This window comes from Streptomyces sp. URMC 129, from assembly GCF_051386415.1.
Classification (GTDB): Bacteria; Actinomycetota; Actinomycetes; order Streptomycetales; family Streptomycetaceae; genus Streptomyces.
Genome location: NZ_JBPQTQ010000029.1, coordinates 33258 through 50114, shown reverse-complemented (window position 1 = coordinate 50114; position 16857 = coordinate 33258). Strand labels below are relative to the sequence as shown.

Annotated in this window: 13 protein-coding genes; 6 read left to right on the top strand and 7 right to left on the bottom strand. The window is 74.2% G+C overall.

Annotated features, from left to right (window positions below; genetic code table 11):
* Window positions 1–49 precede the first annotated feature (49 nt).
* On the top strand, window positions 50–1129 hold the full coding sequence (locus tag ACSNOC_RS08890; protein ID WP_436746742.1) for a fatty acid desaturase family protein: 1080 nt from the start codon (window positions 50–52) through the stop codon (window positions 1127–1129).
* Here ACSNOC_RS08890 and ACSNOC_RS08885 read toward each other — a convergent pair.
* A complete protein-coding gene (locus tag ACSNOC_RS08885; RefSeq protein WP_436746739.1) occupies window positions 1110–1919 on the bottom strand; it encodes a hypothetical protein in 810 nt (269 codons plus the stop codon). The two genes, ACSNOC_RS08890 and ACSNOC_RS08885, sit on opposite strands and share 20 nt — an antisense overlap.
* A 151-nt stretch (window positions 1920–2070) precedes the next feature.
* Between ACSNOC_RS08885 and ACSNOC_RS08880 the strand changes: the two genes are divergently transcribed.
* Complete coding sequence (locus ACSNOC_RS08880; RefSeq protein WP_436746738.1) at window positions 2071–2466, top strand: roadblock/LC7 domain-containing protein; 396 nt, start codon at window positions 2071–2073, stop codon at window positions 2464–2466.
* A 97-nt stretch (window positions 2467–2563) separates the two neighbouring features.
* Complete coding sequence (locus ACSNOC_RS08875; protein WP_436746737.1) at window positions 2564–3424, top strand: DUF6397 family protein; 861 nt, start codon at window positions 2564–2566, stop codon at window positions 3422–3424.
* A 9-nt stretch (window positions 3425–3433) separates the two neighbouring features.
* Here the strand turns inward: ACSNOC_RS08875 and ACSNOC_RS08870 are convergent, their stop codons facing one another.
* The gene (locus ACSNOC_RS08870; RefSeq protein ID WP_436746736.1) at window positions 3434–5947 is read right to left on the bottom strand and encodes a DEAD/DEAH box helicase; all 2514 of its coding nucleotides are present in this window, start codon (window positions 5945–5947) and stop codon (window positions 3434–3436) included.
* Between the two features lie 118 nt (window positions 5948–6065).
* On the opposite strand from ACSNOC_RS08870, the gene ACSNOC_RS08865 reads away from it, so the two are divergent.
* Window positions 6066–6854 (top strand): metal-dependent hydrolase, encoded by a 789-nt coding sequence (locus ACSNOC_RS08865; RefSeq protein WP_436746735.1) that lies wholly within the window; start codon window positions 6066–6068, stop codon window positions 6852–6854.
* Window positions 6855–6877: 23 nt separating this feature from the next.
* On the opposite strand, the gene ACSNOC_RS08860 is transcribed toward ACSNOC_RS08865, so the two are convergent.
* The 3 genes from ACSNOC_RS08860 to ACSNOC_RS08850 all read right to left on the bottom strand — a co-directional run bounded on the left by ACSNOC_RS08860 (window position 6878) and on the right by ACSNOC_RS08850 (window position 12175).
* The gene (locus tag ACSNOC_RS08860; protein ID WP_436746734.1) at window positions 6878–8659 is read right to left on the bottom strand and encodes an ABC transporter ATP-binding protein; all 1782 of its coding nucleotides are present in this window, start codon (window positions 8657–8659) and stop codon (window positions 6878–6880) included.
* Window positions 8656–10437 (bottom strand): ABC transporter ATP-binding protein, encoded by a 1782-nt coding sequence (locus ACSNOC_RS08855; RefSeq protein ID WP_436746733.1) that lies wholly within the window; start codon window positions 10435–10437, stop codon window positions 8656–8658. Before ACSNOC_RS08855 ends, ACSNOC_RS08860 begins: the two co-directional genes overlap by 4 nt.
* 157 nt (window positions 10438–10594) lie before the next feature.
* A complete protein-coding gene (locus ACSNOC_RS08850) occupies window positions 10595–12175 on the bottom strand; it encodes a phytoene desaturase family protein (RefSeq protein WP_436746732.1) in 1581 nt (526 codons plus the stop codon).
* Between the two features lie 176 nt (window positions 12176–12351).
* Between ACSNOC_RS08850 and ACSNOC_RS08845 the strand changes: the two genes are divergently transcribed.
* Complete coding sequence (locus tag ACSNOC_RS08845) at window positions 12352–14181, top strand: ABC transporter ATP-binding protein (protein ID WP_436746731.1); 1830 nt, start codon at window positions 12352–12354, stop codon at window positions 14179–14181.
* 112 nt (window positions 14182–14293) lie between these two features.
* On the top strand, window positions 14294–15163 hold the full coding sequence (locus ACSNOC_RS08840) for an alpha/beta hydrolase (RefSeq protein ID WP_436746730.1): 870 nt from the start codon (window positions 14294–14296) through the stop codon (window positions 15161–15163).
* Between the two features lie 481 nt (window positions 15164–15644).
* On the opposite strand, the gene ACSNOC_RS08835 is transcribed toward ACSNOC_RS08840, so the two are convergent.
* Window positions 15645–16298: a TetR/AcrR family transcriptional regulator gene (locus ACSNOC_RS08835; RefSeq protein WP_436746741.1), complete on the bottom strand. Its 654-nt coding sequence runs from the start codon at window positions 16296–16298 to the stop codon at window positions 15645–15647.
* 76 nt (window positions 16299–16374) lie between these two features.
* On the bottom strand, window positions 16375–16776 hold the full coding sequence (locus tag ACSNOC_RS08830) for an NUDIX hydrolase (RefSeq protein WP_436746729.1): 402 nt from the start codon (window positions 16774–16776) through the stop codon (window positions 16375–16377).
* Window positions 16777–16857 lie beyond the last annotated feature (81 nt).

Genomic DNA, 16857 nt, shown 5'->3' with positions numbered 1-16857 from the left:
CCCGCTGGACGCCGCCGACGCCGCGCGGCTGCGGGAGCTGGCCGCCGCGATGCCGCCCCACGCGCACGCCGCGCCGCGCCCCCCGACCGCTCCCGGCGACGCGTTCGCCCCGCTGCTGCGGCAGGTCAGGAGCCAGGACCTGCTCGCCCGGCGCACCGGCTGGTACGCCGCGGGCATCACCGTCAACGCCCTCGCCCTGGCCGCCCTCGTACTCGCCGTGCTCGCGGCCGGCGACACCTGGTGGACCGTGGCGCTCGCCGTGCCGCTGGCGCTCTTCTCCACCCGGACCGCGTTCTACGGGCACGACGCAGGCCACGCGCAGATCGCCGCGACGCGCCGGACCAACCGCCTCCTCGGCCTGGTCCACGGCAATCTGCTGCTCGGCATGAGCTCCGCCTGGTGGAACGACAAGCACAACCGCCACCACGCCAACCCCAACCACCTGGAGAAGGACCCGGACGTCGGGGAGGGCGTCCTGGTATGGACGCGGGCGCAGGCGGCGAAACGGGCCGGTCTCGCCCGTCTGCTCACGCGCCATCAGGCGTGGCTGTTCTTCCCGCTGCTGCTCCTGGAAGGCATCGCGCTGAAGGTGGCGAGCGCGCGGATGGTGCTCTCGTCCGCCGGATGGGAGCGGCACGGCACGGCGCGGGCCGTGGAGGGGCTGCTGCTCGCGGTCCACGCCACGGCGTACGCGCTGCTGCTGGGGACGGCCCTGGGCCCCGGCCGGGCCGTGGTCTTCGCGCTCGTCCACCACGCCCTGTTCGGCCTCCACCTCGGCTGCGTCTTCGCGCCCAACCACAAGGGGATGGCGATGCCCGGGGCGGACGGGGAGCGCTGGGGCCATCTGCGGCGCCAGGTGCTGACGTCGCGCAACGTGCGCGGCGGGCCGGTCACCGACTGGCTGATGGGCGGCCTCAACTACCAGATCGAGCACCACCTCTTCCCCAGCATGCCGCGCCCGCACCTGCGGCTGGCCCGCCCGCTGGTCCGCCACCACTGCCGCGCGGCCGGCCTGCCGTACGCGGAGACCGGCCTGGCCGACTCCTACCGGCAGGCCCTGCGCCACATGCACGCGGTGGGCGCCCCGCTGCGCGAGCGGCCCGCGCGGCTCAGCCGGCCGCGGTCCTGAGCGCCAGCTCCTCCAGCCCGGCCAGCAGCCCGGGCAGTTCGGGACCGCGGCCCACCGGCAGGATCTCGCGCGGCGCCTCGTCCAGCAGCACGAACGCGATGTCGTCGGTCCGGGCCACCATGCTCCAGCCCGGGCCGTCGGCGCGCAGCGTGTGGGCGTCGCCGGCGGTGGAGGCCACGGCCGCCCGGACACGGCCGGGCGGGGGCGGCGAGGCCAGATAGCCGCGCAGGTGGTCCAGGACGCGGCGGACGTTCGCGTTGGGCCGCTCGCCCGGAGCGACGAACGTCACCTCGTCGGCGACCTGTGCGCGCCACCGCGTCCACTGCCGCGCGATCTCGTCGGCGCCCAGGCGCCGTTGGGCGGGGCCCCACGCCCCCGGGTCGGGCGGCGCGAGCGGCGCGGGCCCCGAACCGCCGGGCTCCGGCGCGGGGTCGTGGGGGGCGGGCAGGCCGGGGGCGGCGACGGCGAGGGCCAGCGGCCAGCCCGGCAGCACGGCGGCGATGGTCCGGTCGTCGGGGCAGACGTCGTGGCTCATGCCGCAGTCCCAGGCGGCTATCGCCACCGCGGTCAGGGCCACGTCGTCGGTCGCCACCGTCCAGCGCGCGCCGTCGCCGTCCTGGCCGAAGAGCAGGCCGTAGCCCCGGGCGGTCGGCGCGAGGGACAGCGCCTCACAGGCCGCGGGGTAGTCGTCGCCCAGCACGCCGGGGAAGCGTTCCGGCGTGAGCAACGCGGCTGTGAGTACGAAGAGTTGCTCCTCCGCGCCGGTCTCTTCCGCCTCCGTCGTGCCCAACGAGAGCCTCCCTGTTCGACCCGGTGGCGCGGCTGACCAGAGCAAAAGGTACCGTCCCTTCCGGATAGCGGTACCGCACAGGTGGTTGCCGACAGCCTCTTACTGGGGAAGGCTGACACAGCAGTCGCCTTACGAGAAGGGGGAGCTGGGGATGGCACTGAGCACCACGCTCGACTGGCTGCTGGACGATCTGGCGCAACGGCTGCCGCGCGTGCGGCACGTTCTGCTGCTGTCCAGCGATGGGCTGGTCACCTCCGTGAGCCGGGGTCTGAAGCGGAGCAGCGCCGAGCACTTGGCCGCTGTCTCCTCCGGCCTGCACAGTCTCGCGAAGGGAGTGGGCGAGCACTTCCGGTGCGGTGACGTCCGGCAGACGATGATCGAGTTCGACGACGGCGTGCTGTTCGTCACGGCCGCCGGGGACGGCAGCTGCCTGTGCGTGCTGGCCGGGCCGGACGCCGACATCGGGCAGGTGGGGTACGAGATGACCCTCCTGGTGAACAAGGTCGGCGAGCACATGGGCCTCGCCGCGCGGGAGAACACGCCCTGAGCGACGCGAAACCGCGATTACGCAGGGTTGCCAAAGGTGACGGATCGTGGCTATGCTGATTACGTAACGTAGTCGCATCGCTGCGAAGGGAACCGTCATGCCTGTACAGAAGACCGCTCCGGCCACCGCTATTCGTGCCACCGCTACCCGTGCCACTGCCTCCTGTGCCACCGTCTCCGCCGACGCCGCGGTCTCCGCCGCCGGTCCGGCCGGCACCGGTGCCGTGCCCGTCCGCCTGGCGGCCAAGGAGCTGGGCCTGAGGCCACGGGAGCTGGACGACGCGGTGCGGCTGGACCAGATCCCCACCGTCGCCTCGGCCGTCCCGTGGCGGCGGAGCGTCCCGCGCGCGGCGCTGGACCGGCTCCGCGCCGACGTGGGCGCTCCCGGACTGCTGCGCGACCGGGCCCTCATGGTGAACGCGACCGAGGGCGCCGCATTGCTGGGCATCGCCCCCTCGCGCTTCGTCCGGCTCGCGCGCGGCGGGCTCCTGGCCCCGGTCGACTTCCACGTGAACCGGCACCGGGTCGTCGTCTGGCGGTATGCCGCCGCCGAGTTGCGCGTGTTCGCGGCCGGGAGCGCCGAGCTGCTCACCGGCCCGGCGCCCGAGGAACTGCGCCGGGCCCTGCGTGACGGCGTGGACTGGCGCCCGCGCCGCTGGCGCAGGCGCCGCACGGATCTGCTGATCCGTCACGCCGGGGATCCCTGGCAGCACGCCGCCGCGCTCGCCGCGGTCCTGGAGCCGCCGACGCTGGCGGCCGACGTGCCGGACACCGGGGAGCGGGCCCTGCTGCTGCGGCTGCGCCCGCCGCTGCCGGGCATCCGTCCCGGCGGCCCCCGGTGGGAGGCGGTCGAGCCGCTGCTGACCGCGACCGACCCGGAGGAGGCCCGGTGGTATCGCGCCGAGCTTGCCGCCGCCCTGGTCCGGGCCCGCGCCGCGTCCCCGGTGGCGCCGGGGTGACAGCGGGGCTCAGAGCTGACCGACGTCCATCACCCTGATCACGGCGCGGCCCTCCGCGTCGGACGCGGTCAGGTCCACCTCGGCCGAGATGCCCCAGTCGTGGTCGCCCGCCGGATCGGCGAACGTCTGCCGGACCCGCCACAGGCCGTCCTCGGGCCGCTCCTCGATGGACAGCAGCCGCGGCCCCCTGGCGTCCGGCCCGGTGCCCAGCTCGTCGTACTCCTGCCAGTAGGCGTCGAGTGCGGCGGCCCAGGCGTCGGCGTCCCAGCCGGACTCCGCGTCCAGCTCGCCGAGTTCGCCGGTCCGGTCCAGCGCCGCCAGCTCCACCCGGCGGAACATGGCGTTCCGCACCAGCACGCGGAAGGCCCGGGCGTTGGCCGTGACGGGGCGCACCTGGTCGGCGCGGTCCTGGGCCTCGGTGGCGTCCTCGGTCTCGGGGTTGGCCAGTTGTTCCCACTCGTCGAGCAGGCTGGAGTCCACCTGCCGCACCAGCTCGCCGAGCCAGGCCGTGATGTCCTGGAAGTCCTCCGACTTCAGGTCGTCGGGCACGGTGTGCTCCAGGGCCTTGTAGGCGCCGGCCAGATAGCGCAGCACGATGCCCTCGGTGCGCGCCAGCTCGTAGTAGGAGACGAACTCGGAGAAGGTCATGGCGCGTTCGTACATGTCGCGCACCACGGACTTGGGGGAGAGCGGATGATCGCCCACCCAGGGGTGGCTCTTGCGGTAGACGCCGAAGGCGTGGAAGAGGAGGTCGTCCAGCGGGCGCGGATGGGTGATGTCCATCAGCCGCTCCATCCGCTCCTCGTACTCGATGCCCTCGGCCTTCATCGCGGCGACGGCCTCGCCGCGGGCCTTGTTCTGCTGGGCGGCCAGGATCTGCCGCGGATCGTCCAGCGTGGACTCCACCACCGAGACCATGTCCAGCGCGTAGGAGGGAGATTCGGGATCGAGCAGCTCGAACGCGGCCAGGGCGAACGTGGACAGCGGCTGGTTGAGCGCGAAGTCGGCCTGCAGGTCCACCGTCAGCCGCACCGAGCGGCCCTGGGCGTCGGGCGTCTCCAGCCGCTCCACGATCCCCCCGTCCAGCAGCGAGCGGTAGATCGCGATGGCCCGCCGGATGTGCCGGAGCTGCTGCCGGCGCGGCTCGTGGTTGTCCTCCAGCAGCCGCCGCATCGCCTGGAACGCGTCGCCCGGCCGGGCGATGACCGCCAGCAGCATCGCGTGGGTGACACGGAACCGGGAGGTCAGCGGCTCCGGCTCGGCGGCGATCAGCCGCTGGAAGGTGTCCTCGCTCCAGTTGACGAAGCCCTCCGGCGGCTTCTTGCGGACGACCTTGCGGCGCTTCTTCGGGTCGTCCCCGGCCTTGGCCAGCGCCTTCTCGTTCTCCACCACGTGCTCCGGCGCCTGCGCCACCACGAACCCGGAGGTGTCGAACCCGGCCCGTCCCGCACGCCCCGCGATCTGGTGGAACTCGCGGGCCCGCAGCACCCGCACCCGGCTCCCGTCGTACTTGGTGAGGGCGGTGAACAGCACGGTCCTGATCGGGACGTTCACCCCCACGCCGAGCGTGTCGGTCCCGCAGATCACCTTCAGCAGCCCGGCCTGGGCCAGCTTCTCCACCAGCCGGCGGTACTTCGGCAGCATCCCGGCGTGGTGCACCCCGATGCCGTGCCGGACGTAGCGGGAGAGGTTCTTTCCGAACTTGGTGGTGAAGCGGAAGTTGCCGATGAGGGCGGCGATCTCGTCCTTCTCCTCGCGGCTGCACATGTTGATGCTCATCAGCGCCTGGGCCCGCTCCACGGCCTGCGCCTGGGTGAAGTGCACGATGTAGACGGGCGCCTGACGGGTCTGGAGGAGTTCGGTGAGCGTCTCGGTCAGCGCGGTCGTGCGGTACTCGTAGCTCAGCGGCACCGGACGGGTGGCCGAGCGCACCACCGCCGTCGGCCGCCCGGTGCGCCGCGTCAGGTCCTCCTCGAACCGGGACACGTCGCCGAGGGTCGCCGACATCAGCACGAACTGGGCCTGCGGCAGCTCCAGCAGCGGGATCTGCCACGCCCAGCCCCGGTCCGGCTCGGCGTAGAAGTGGAACTCGTCCATGACGACCTGGCCGATGTCCGCCTGCGCGCCGTCGCGCAGCGCGATCGAGGCGAGCACCTCGGCGGTGCAGCAGATCACGGGCGCGTCCGCGTTGACCGAGGCGTCACCGGTCAGCATGCCGACGTTCTCGGTGCCGAAGAGCTTGCACAGATCGAAGAACTTCTCGGAGACCAGGGCCTTGATCGGCGCGGTGTAGAACGTGACCTCGTCCCGCGCCAGCGCCGCGAAGTGGGCACCGGCCGCCACCAGCGACTTCCCGGAGCCGGTCGGCGTGGACAGGATGACGTTCGCCCCCGACAGCACCTCGATCAGCGCCTCCTCCTGCGCGGGGTAGAGGGAGATCCCCCGCTCGCCCGTCCACGACGAGAAGGCGTCGAAGAGAGCGTCGGGATCGCTGGTCGCAGGCATCTGATCGATAAGGGTCACCGGTCCATACTGCCCGTATCCGCGGCCCGAGGGGGAACCGGCCGCCCCGCCGAAGATCACCAGGCACTACGCTGTGCCGCCGACGGGGAGCACGACATGAGAAAAGGGGGCGGGGGCCATGATGGGACCGGCGCACTCACTGTCCGGCGCGATGGCATGGCTGGGGGTGGGAGCGGCGGCCGCGGCGGCGGGCCACGGGATGCCCTGGCCGGTGCTCGCGGTGGGCACGCTGATCTGCGCGGGCGCGGCGCTCGCCCCGGATCTGGACCAGAAGTCCGCGACGATCTCCCGGGCGTTCGGGCCGGTGTCCAAGCTGCTGGCCGCGTGCATCGACAAGCTGTCGGAGGCGGTCTACAACGCGACCCGCGCCAAGGGGGAGCGGCGGCGCACCGGGGGGCACCGGACCCTGACCCACACCTGGATATGGGCGGTCCTGATCGGCGCCGGCTTCTCCCTGGCCGCGATCACCTGGGGCCGCTGGGCGGTGCTGATCACCCTGTTCGTGCACGTGGTCCTCGCCGTGGAGGGCCTGCTGTGGCGGATGGCGCGGGTCTCCAGCGACGTGCTGGTGTGGCTGCTGGGCGCGACGAGCGCCTGGCTGCTGGCGGGCGTGCTGGACGAGCCGGGGAACGGCTCGGACTGGCTGTTCGAGGGCGAGCCCTATCTGTGGCTGGGGCTGCCCATCGTGCTCGGCTCGATCGTGCACACGCTCGGCGACGCGCTGACCGTGTCCGGCTGCCCCATGCTGTGGCCGCTGCCGATCGCGGGCAAGCGCTGGTACCCCGTCGGGACGCCGCAGTTCATGCGGTTCCGGGCCGGCGCCTGGGTGGAGAACAAGGTGCTGATGCCGGTCTTCATGGTGATCGGCGCGGCCAGCGGCGTGGGGGCCGTCGTCCTGACGGCCTGACGGCCCCCACCGGCCCGGCCGGTTCAGCCGTGCCAGGACCGCCACAGCGCCGCGTAGGCGCCGTCGGCCGCCACCAGCTCGTCGTGGCTGCCGAGTTCGCTGACGCGGCCGTCCTCGACGACCGCGATCACGTCGGCGTCGTGCGCGGTGTGCAGGCGGTGTGCGATCGCTATCACCGTGCGGCCCTCCAGCACCCGGGCCAGCGAGCGCTCCAGGTGCCGGGCGGCCCGCGGGTCCAGCAGCGACGTCGCCTCGTCCAGCACGAGCGTGTGCGGATCGGCCAGGACCAGCCGGGCCAGCGCGATCTGCTGGGCCTGCGCGGGCGAGACGTTCAGGCCCCCGGAGCCGACCTCGCTGTCGAGGCCGTCCGGCAGCTCGCGCACCCACGCGTCGGCGTCGACGGCCGCCAGCGCCGCCCACAGCTCGGCGTCCGTGGCATCGGTGCGGGCCAGCAGCAGGTTGTCGCGCAGCGGCCCCACGAACACGTGGTGCTCCTGGTTGACCAGGGCCACCTGCTCCCGGATCCGCTCGGCCGCCATCCCGGCCAGCCTGGCCCCGCCGAGCGTCACCTCGCCGGCGCGCGGGGCGTAGATCCCGGCGAGCAGCCGGCCGAGGGTGGACTTGCCCGCTCCCGAGGGCCCGACCAGCGCCATCCTGGTGCCCGGCGCCACGTCGAGGGACACCCCGTGGAGCACGTCCGTGCCCGGCAGGTAGCCGAACCGCACCAGGTCGGCGGTCAGTTCGCGGCCGACGGGGCGGAGGGACCCGTCGCCCCCGCCGTCCTCGATCTCGCGCACCCCGACCAGCCGTGCCAGCGACACCTGGGCGACCTGGAGCTCGTCCATCCAGCGCACGATCATGCCGACCGGCTCGGTCAGCATCAGCGCCAGCACCGCGCCCGTGGTCAGCGCGCCGACGCCGAGCCAGCCCTGCAGCACGAAGACGCCGCCGAGGAGCAGCACGCCGCTGACGATCAGCGCGTTGAAGACGTTGATCGCCGGGATGAGCACCGAGCGCAGCCACAGCGTGTAGCGCTCCCAGGCGGTCCACTCCTTCACCCGCCGCTCGGACAGCTCGACCCGCCGGCGCTGGAGGCGGTGGGCCTCGATGGTCCGGCCGGCGTCCACCGTCTCGGCCAGCACGCCCGCGACCGCCGCGTAGCCCGCGGACTCCGAGCGGTAGGCCGCGGGCGCCCGCCGGAAGTACCACACGCACGTCACCAGCAGCAGGGGAGAGGTGAGCAGCACGACGATGCCGAGCGGCGGCGCCGTCACCACGATGCCGCCCAGCAGCAGCCCCGCCCACACCACGGCGATGGCCATCTCCGGGGCGGCCTCGCGCATCGCCTTGGACAGCCGGTCGATGTCCGTGTTGATGCGGGCCAGCAGGTCGCCGGTGCCGGCCCGCTCCAGCACGCCCGGCGGCAGCCCGACCGACCGCACGAGGAAGTCCTCGCGCAGGTCCGCCAGCATCCGCTCGCCCAGCACGGCGCCGCGCAGCCGCACCAGCCGCGTGAAGAACGCCTGCACGGCCAGGGCGGCGGCGAAGAGCGCGATGGTCCGCCCCAGGGCCGGTTCCCGGTCCCCGTCGGCCAGGTCCTGGACGACGCCGCCGAGCAGGTGCGGACCGACCATGGACGCCACCACGGCGACGGCGTTGACCGCCAGCAGCCCGGTGAACGCCCGCCGGTGACGGCGCAGCAGGTCCCGCACATAGGCCCGGACGGTCGCGCGGCCGGCCACCGGCAGCGTGGTGGTGTGCTCGGTGGCGGCCGGGTCGTGCTCCGGCGGGCTGACGCCGATCATGCGCTCTCCTCGGCAAGGGATTCGGCACGGGACGCGGGTTCGGTCTCACGGGTGACGACCGCCCGGTACGCGGGGGCGGTGCGCAGCAGGTCGCGGTGGGTCCCGGCGGCGGCCACCGTGCCGTCGTGCACGAAGGCCACCAGGTCCGCGCGGTCGAGCAGCAGGGGACTGGAGGTGAAGACCACGGTGGTGCGTCCGGAGCGCAGGGCGCGGACGCCCTCCGCGATCCTGGCCTCGGTGTGCGAGTCCACCGCCGACGTCGGCTCGTCCAGCACCAGCACCTCCGGGTCGGCGATCAGCGAGCGGGCCAGCGCCAGCCGCTGCCGCTGCCCGCCCGAGAGCGACCGGCCCCGCTCGGTGATCCGGCCCTCCATCGGGTCGCCGCCGGCGGGCGCCGCCTGCGCCAGCGCCGTCAGCACGTCGTGGCACTGCGCGGCCCGCAGCGCCTCGCCGGTCGTGACCCGTCCGGAAGCGGGCACGTCCAGCAGCTCCGCGAGCGTGCCGGACAGCAGCACCGGGTCCTTGTCCTGCACCAGCACGGCCGTCCGGGCGGCGGCCAGCGGCACCTCGTCCAGCGGGACGCCACCGAGCCGCGCCGAGGGCTCACCGTCGCCGTGCACGGAGTGGCCGCCGAGCCGTTCGGCCAGCCGCTCGGCCACGGCGGGGCTGCCGCACACCACGGCCGTCAGCTTCCCGGCCGGGGCGTGCAGGCCGGTGGCCGGATCCCGCAGATCCCCGGCGAGCGGCTGGTCCAGCGCGGTCACCGCCGCAGCGTCCTGGTCCGCCCGGCGCAGCGCCAGCACGCGCACGGCCCGTTTGGCCGACGGCCGGGAAAAGGTGAACGCCATGGCCGCCTCCTGGAACAGCCGCAGCGGGAACATCAGGAAGCTCACCGCGCCGTACACGGTGACCAGTTCACCGGCCGACAGCTCGCCGTCCAGGGCCAGCCCGACGCCCTGCCAGACCACCGCGATCAGCAGCAGACCCGGCATCACCACCTGCACCGCGTCGATCAGCGACCACATCCGGGCGCTGTGCACGGACGCGGCGCGCACCTCCTGGGAGGCGCGCCGGTACCGCTCCAGGAACAGCTCCTCGCCGCCGATGCCGCGCAGCACCCGCAGCCCGGCGACCGTGTCGGAGGCCAGTGTGGTGGCGCGCCCGGACTTGCCGCGCTCCACGTCCGCCCGCCGCGTCGCGGCCGGGAGCAGGGGCCAGGCGCTCAGCACGACGGCGACGATCCCGGCCAGCACGATCAGGCCGAGCCGGGGCTCGTACACGATCAGTCCGGCGCACACCCCGAGCGTGACCACGACGGCGGCGGCGAACCGCGAGAACGCCTCGACGAACCAGCCGATCTTCTCGACGTCGCCGGTGGAGACCTTCACCACCTCGCCCGCGGCCACCCGCCGGGTCAGCACGCCGCCCAGCTCGGCGGTGCGGCGGGCCAGGAGCTGCTGGACGCGCGCGGCGGCGAGGATCCAGTTGGTCACCGCCGCGCGGTGCAGCATCGTGTCCGCGACACCCATGACGACCGTGATGGCGAGCATGAGCAGGCCGGTCAGGGCGAGCCGCCGCCCGGAGCCGTCGGTCACGGCGTCGATGGCCAGGCCCATGGTCAGGGGCAGGCCCGCGATCGCGGTCATGTGGAGGGTGCCCCAGCTCGCGGCCTTGATCTGCCCCCCGAGCTGTTGCCGGAACAGCCAGACGAGAAACCGGAATCCGGATCGTACGTCGGGGTCGCCGGGGTCGGAATGCGGAAGATCGCGAATCTGCATGACATCCCAGGAATTCGGTGCGGGCGGAACCGGGCAACCTGGCAAGGGTCACGGTCAACGGGATGGAATATCAACGGATTTTCGGCCCGTTCGAACGGAAACCGTCAGGCCCGCACCCGCCCGCACCCGTCCCGCCGCCGGGCAGGGGCGGCGGCCGTCAGCGGCCCAGGGCCGCCATCGCGGCGTTGTGACCGGGCACGCCGCTCACGCCGCCGCCCCGGACCGCGCCCGCGCCGCACAGCAGCACGTTCGCGTGGCCGGTCGCCACGCCCCAGCGCCCGGCCGGGTCCGCAGTCCCGCCGTCCCCGTGCCCGTCCCCGTCCGCGAACGGGAAGGCCAGGTCCCGGTGGAAGATGTGGCCGCCCGGCAGCCGCAGCTCCCGCTCCAGGTCCAGCGGCGTCTTGGCCTCCACGCACGGCCTGCCGTCCGCGTCGACGGCGAGGCAGTCCGCGAGCGGCTCGGCCAGGTGCGCGTCCAGCGTCGCCAGCGTGGACTCCAGCAGCGCCGCGCGCGCCGCGTCGTTGTCCCGCGCGAACAGCCGGGCGGGGGTGTGCAGCCCGAACACCGTCAGCGTCTGATAGCCGCGCGCGGCCAGCTCGGGGGCGAGGATCGAGGCGTCGGTCAGCGAATGGCAGTACATCTCGCTCGGCGGCGTGCGCGGCAGCTCCCCGGCCGCCGCCTGCCGGTAGGCGTCCTCCAGCTGCCGGTACCCCTCCGCGACATGGAACGTCCCGGCGAACGCCTCGCGCGGATCGGTGTCCGGGTCGCGCAGCGCGGGCAGCCGCCGCAGCAGCATGTTCACCTTGAACTGCGCCCCCTCGGCCGGGGCCGGCGCCGGGTCGCCCAGCAGCTCGGCCAGCGCCCGCGGCGACGCGTTCACGAGCACCTGCTCCGCCCCGACGACCCCCTCCGCGTCGGCCGTGCGGAACGCCACCTCCGCCCGCCGCCCGTCCGTCGCCACGGCCGTCACCTCGTGCCCGGTGGCGATCTCCGCACCGGCCGCCCGCGCCGCGTCCGCCAGCGCGCCGGTCACCGCCCCCATGCCGCCCACCGGCACGTCCCACTCGCCGGTGCACTGGCCGATGACGTGGTAGAGGAAGCAGCGGTTCTGCCGCAGCGACGGGTCGTGGGCCGTGGCGAAGGTGCCGATCAGACCGTCCGTCAGCACCACCCCGCGCACCAGGTCGTCGTCGAACGCGGCCTCCACCGCCTCGCCCAGCGGCCGTTCGAACAGCGCCTCCCACGCCGGGTCCTCGCCGATCCGGGCGCGCAGCGCGGCCCGCGTCGGCAGCGGCTCGGTCAGGGTCGGGAAGACCCGCCCCGCCACCCTCCGGGTCATCCCGTGGAACCGGAGCCACGCCTCGTACTCCCGGTCCGAGCCGGTGAGCCGCTCGAACGCCTCGCGGGTCCTGCTCTCCTCGCCGCCGACGAGCAGCCCGGTCGGCCGCCCGCCGCGCTCGGCGGGCGTGTAGGAGGAGAAGATCCGCCGGCGCAGCGACAGCCGCAGGCCCAGGTCCTCGACGATCTTCTCCGGCAGCAGGCTGACCAGATACGCGTACCGGGACAGCCGGGCCGGCACCCCGGGAAACGGGGCGTCGGACACGGCGGCGCCCCCGGTCCGGCCCAGGCGCTCCAGCACCAGCGTCCGGCGTCCGGCGCGAGCGAGGTAGGCGGCGGCGACCAGTCCGTTGTGGCCACCACCGACGATCACGGCGTCGTACGAGGCGAGGGCGGGCATTGACCCTTCGTAACACGCCCGGCCCGCCCCGGCCACCCGGCCGCCGCCCGGAAGCCTCCGGGCCGGTCCGGCGCCGCCGGGCGGAACGTAAACTTCCCGTTGGTCAGTCACCTGGTCGTCCCAGGTCCCACTCGTCTTCGAAGGAGCCCATGCGGCCTTACGACCTCCCTCATGACATGTTTCACGACACCCCCCCGGGGCCCCGGCGGCCCCGGCTCGCCGACGACGCGTCCGCCGCGCGGCAGCCCGCCCAGGTCCGCCGTATCCTCCGCCTCTTCCGCCCCTACCGGGGCCGCCTCGCCGTCGTCGGCCTCCTGGTCGGCGCCTCCTCCCTGGTCGCGGTCGCCTCCCCGTTCCTGCTGCGCGAGATCATCGACGTCGCGCTGCCCCAGCAGCGCACCGGCCTCCTGGCGCTGCTCGCGCTCGGCATGGTCGCCACCGCCGTCACCAGCAGCGTCTTCGGCGTCCTGCAGACCCTGATCTCCACCACGGTGGGCCAGCAGGTGATGCACGACCTGCGGACGGCCGTCTACGCCAAGCTCCAGCAGATGCCGCTGGCGTTCTTCACCCGGACCCGTACCGGCGAGGTGCAGTCGCGCATCGCCAACGACATCGGCGGCATGCAGGCCACTGTCACCTCGACGGCCACCTCGCTGGTCTCGAACCTCACCGCCGTGGTCGCGACCGTGGTGGCGATGCTCGCCCTCGACTGGCGGCTCACCCTGGTCTCGCTCGCGCTGCTGCCGTTCTTCGTCTGGATCGCCCGCCGGGTCGGGCGCGAGCGCCGGCGCATCACCACGCAACGGCAGAAGCAGATGGCCGTAATGGCCGCCATGGTCACCGAGTCGCTGTCCGTCAGCGGCATCCTGCTGGGCCGCACGATGGGCCGCGCCGAGGCGCTGACCCGCGAATTCGCCGCCGAGTCCCAGCAGTTGGTCGGCCTGGAGGTGCGTGCCAGCATGGCCGGACGCTGGCGCATGGCCACCATCGGCATGATCATGGCCGCGATCCCCGCCCTGCTGTACTGGTCGGCCGGGCTGATGCTGGAGTTCGGTGGCACCGCGCCGTCGATCGGCACGCTCGTCGCGTTCGTCAGCCTCCAGCAGGGCCTGCTGCGCCCCGCCGTCTCCCTGCTGTCCACCGGTGTCGACATCCAGGCGTCGCTGGCGCTGTTCCAGCGGATCTTCGAGTACCTCGACCTGCGTGTCGACATCACCGAGCGGCCCGACCCGGTGGAGCTGGCCCGGGCGCGCGGTGCCGTCCGGTTCGAGAAGGTGTCCTTCGCCTACGACCCGGCCGCCGCCCCCACCCTGTCGGGCATCGACCTGACCGTCCCCGCCGGGAGTTCGCTCGCCGTCGTCGGCCCGACCGGTGCCGGCAAGAGCACGCTCGGCTATCTGGTGCCGCGCCTGTACGACGTCACCGAGGGCCGGGTGACGCTGGACGGCGTCGACGTCCGCGACCTGAGCTTCGCCTCGCTCGCCCGGGCGATCGGCGTGGTCTCCCAGGAGACGTACCTCTTCCACGCCTCGGTCGCGGACAACCTGCGGTTCGCCAAGCCGGAGGCCGGTCAGGCGGAGATCGAGGCCGCCGCCCGGGCCGCCCAGATCCACGACCACATCGCCGGGCTGCCGGACGGGTACGACACGATCGTGGGCGAGCGGGGCTACCGCTTCTCGGGCGGCGAGAAGCAGCGGCTGGCCATCGCCCGCGCGATCCTGCGCGATCCGCCCGTCCTCGTCCTCGACGAGGCCACCAGCGCGCTGGACACGCGGACCGAGCAGGCCGTGCAGCAGGCGATCGACTCGCTGGCGGCCGGGCGCACCACCATCACCATCGCCCACCGCCTCTCGACCGTCCGCGACGCCGACCAGATCGTCGTCCTGGACGGGGGCCGGATCGCGGAGCGCGGGACCCACGACGAGCTCATGGCCGCCGACGGCCGGTACGCGGCCCTGGTGCGGCGCGACGCCGAGGCCCAGGAAGCGGTGGAAGCGGCGTCCTGACCCTCCGTCACGCCCGCCCCGGCGTGGCGTGGCGGGGTGTCCGCGGGCCAGGAAACTGTGCGAACGGTCGTGCTAATATCCGTCGTCACCGACGATCGAGGGGAAGCCGGACATGGACCTCAGCACTGGACTCGTCCGCACCGCACTCAACGGCACCGCCCGCGTCTCGCCCCGGCTGGCCGGCCGGTGGGCGATCGACCTCTTCTGGAACCCGCGCTCCAGAGTTCCCGTCAAGCCCGCCGAGGAGCCGGTCATGCGGCAGGCCGAGCGCCGCGAGCTGACCGTGGGCGGCACGTCCGTCGCCGTGTACCGCTGGGGCACGGGCGAGCGGCCCGTGCTGCTGATGCACGGCTGGATGTCCCGCGCGTCCCGGTGGAGCCCGCTCGTGCGCGCGCTGACCGACCGCGGCTACAGCCCGATCGCCTTCGACGGCCCCGGCCACGGCGACTCCGGCGGCCGGGGGAGCACCGTGGTGGAGTTCCGCGACATCGCCCTGCGGCTCCAGGCCGAGCACGGCGAGCGCGGCGGCTTCGCGGCGGTCATCGGCCACTCCATCGGCGGCCTGTCCGCGTTTTTCGCCGTGCGGGGCGGCGTCCACGCCGACCGGCTGGTCTCCATCGCGGCCCCGGCCGACTTCGACTGCCTCGTCGACGGCTTCCGCGCCCGGTTCGGCCTCGGGCCGTGGGCCGCGCCGGAGCTGCGACGCCGCATCGAGCACCGGCTCTTCCCCGGCGAGCCGGACCCGTGGCCCCGCCTGTCGGCCACCCACCAGGCGGACCGGCTCACCCTGCCGATCATGATCGTCCACGACGAGCACGACGACATGATCGCCCCGGAGCAGTCCGGCCGCGTGATGGCCGCCTTCCGCGACCGCGCCGACCTGCTGGTCACCCGGGGCCTCGGCCACCGCCGGATCATCGCCGACCCCCAGGTCATCGGAGCCGTCCTCGACTTCGCCTCGGCCACCGACCCTGTCGGCTAGCCCCCCACCACGCGCCGCAGGCCCCGACCGGGCGCCCTCCCGGCCGCCTCCGCGACGCGGGCCCGTCCCGTGGCCCTCGGAGCGACACCCTCCGCGGCCCGGACCCGGTCCGGGCGGGTGTACGTGGCCGCCGGGCCATGCGCCTCGGGATGCACGCGGTGGCGGCGGCGTCCCGGTCGTATCCGCGACATGGCGTGCGGAGGTGCCGGTGCCCGCCCGCGCCCGGCGGCGCCATCCGCCGGAGCCCGTGGCCGCGCCCGGCACGGCGGCGCCGACAAACACCCCCGGTCACGGTCCGTGCCCGTCACCACCCGGTCGCGCCGGGAACCCGCGCGGCGCGCCGGACCGGTCCGACGGACAGCGCGTGACGCGGTGCCGGATCAGCGCGGGTCCCTCGGCCGTGTGCGACCGCCGTCCCACCGCCCTCGGCGTTCCCGGCACCGCGGCCCGCGTCCTCGACGGGCCCGCGAGTCCGGCCCGTTCAGGCGGTGCCGGATCGGTCGGCCGGCGTCAGCGGCTCCGCCGCCGCGGCCCGGAGCCGGGCGGCGATGGCCGCCGCCGCCCGGTCGTAGCCGGTGTCGTCGCCGTGCAGCGTCGAATCGGCGTTGGCCATCTCCATGAACGACTTCAGCTCGAAGGCGAGCTGCGGCACGTCGACGTCGCCGCGCAGGTCACCGGCGGCGACGGCCTCCTCCAGCACGCCGTGGATGTAGGCGACCCACTCCGTGCGGGCCCGGGCGACCGCCTCGTGGACCGGGCCACTGCGGGCGCCGAACTCCGCGGCGACCACCGAGAAGAAGCACCCGCCGGGGAACACCCGCGACCGCGAGTACGCCAGAAAGCCCTCGCACAGCCGCCGCACGCGCTCGATGCCGGGCGGGATCCGTTCGGCCGGCCGGATGGTGTGCTCCACGAAGACGGCCTTGGCGGCGCGCAGGGTCGCGAGCTGCATCTGCTCCTTGGACCCGAAGAGGGCGAACACGCCGCTCTTGCTGAGCCCCAGCTCGGTCGCGACGCGGCCGATCGACAGGCCCTCCAGGCCCTCGACGGAGGCGATGGCCATGGTCCGGCCCAGCACGAGCCGGCGGGTCTGATTGCCCCGCTCCACCCGACCGTCCGTCCGCGCTCCGGCCACGTCGTCGCCCTTCCGCCAGAAGATCCCCATGCTACTGGCTCCCCGTGGCCGGGAACCCGCCCGCGCCGGCGCCCGGTCAGCGCAGGCGGCCCGCGCGCGCCAGGTCGTCGAAGACGGCGTGGTCCACGGGCGCCGTCCGGTGCCGGTCGGCCAGCGACAGCCAGGCGATCTCCTCGATCTCGCCGCTGGCGACCGGCGTTCCCCGGTGCCGCGCCGTGTAGCAGGCCATCCGCACCAGCGTGCCCTCCGGGTGCCCGTCGGCCTGCGCGGTGTACGTGCCCAGGTGCGCCACCGTGTCCGGGACCAGCGTCACGGCCAGCTCCTCCCGCACCTCCCGCAGCAGGACCTCCACGTCGCTCTCGCCCGCGTTCCGCTTGCCGCCCGGGATGTAGAACAGGCTTCTGCCCCGGGAGCGCGCGGCGAGGATCCGCCCGCCCTCCAGATGCACCCACGCCACCGTGTCGATGAGCCCCGTCACTGCCCCGCGTCCCTCCCGAGCCGCCCGTCGCGGGGGTGACCTCTCGCCCCCGGATCCGGACGATGATGTCATGGGTGGGGG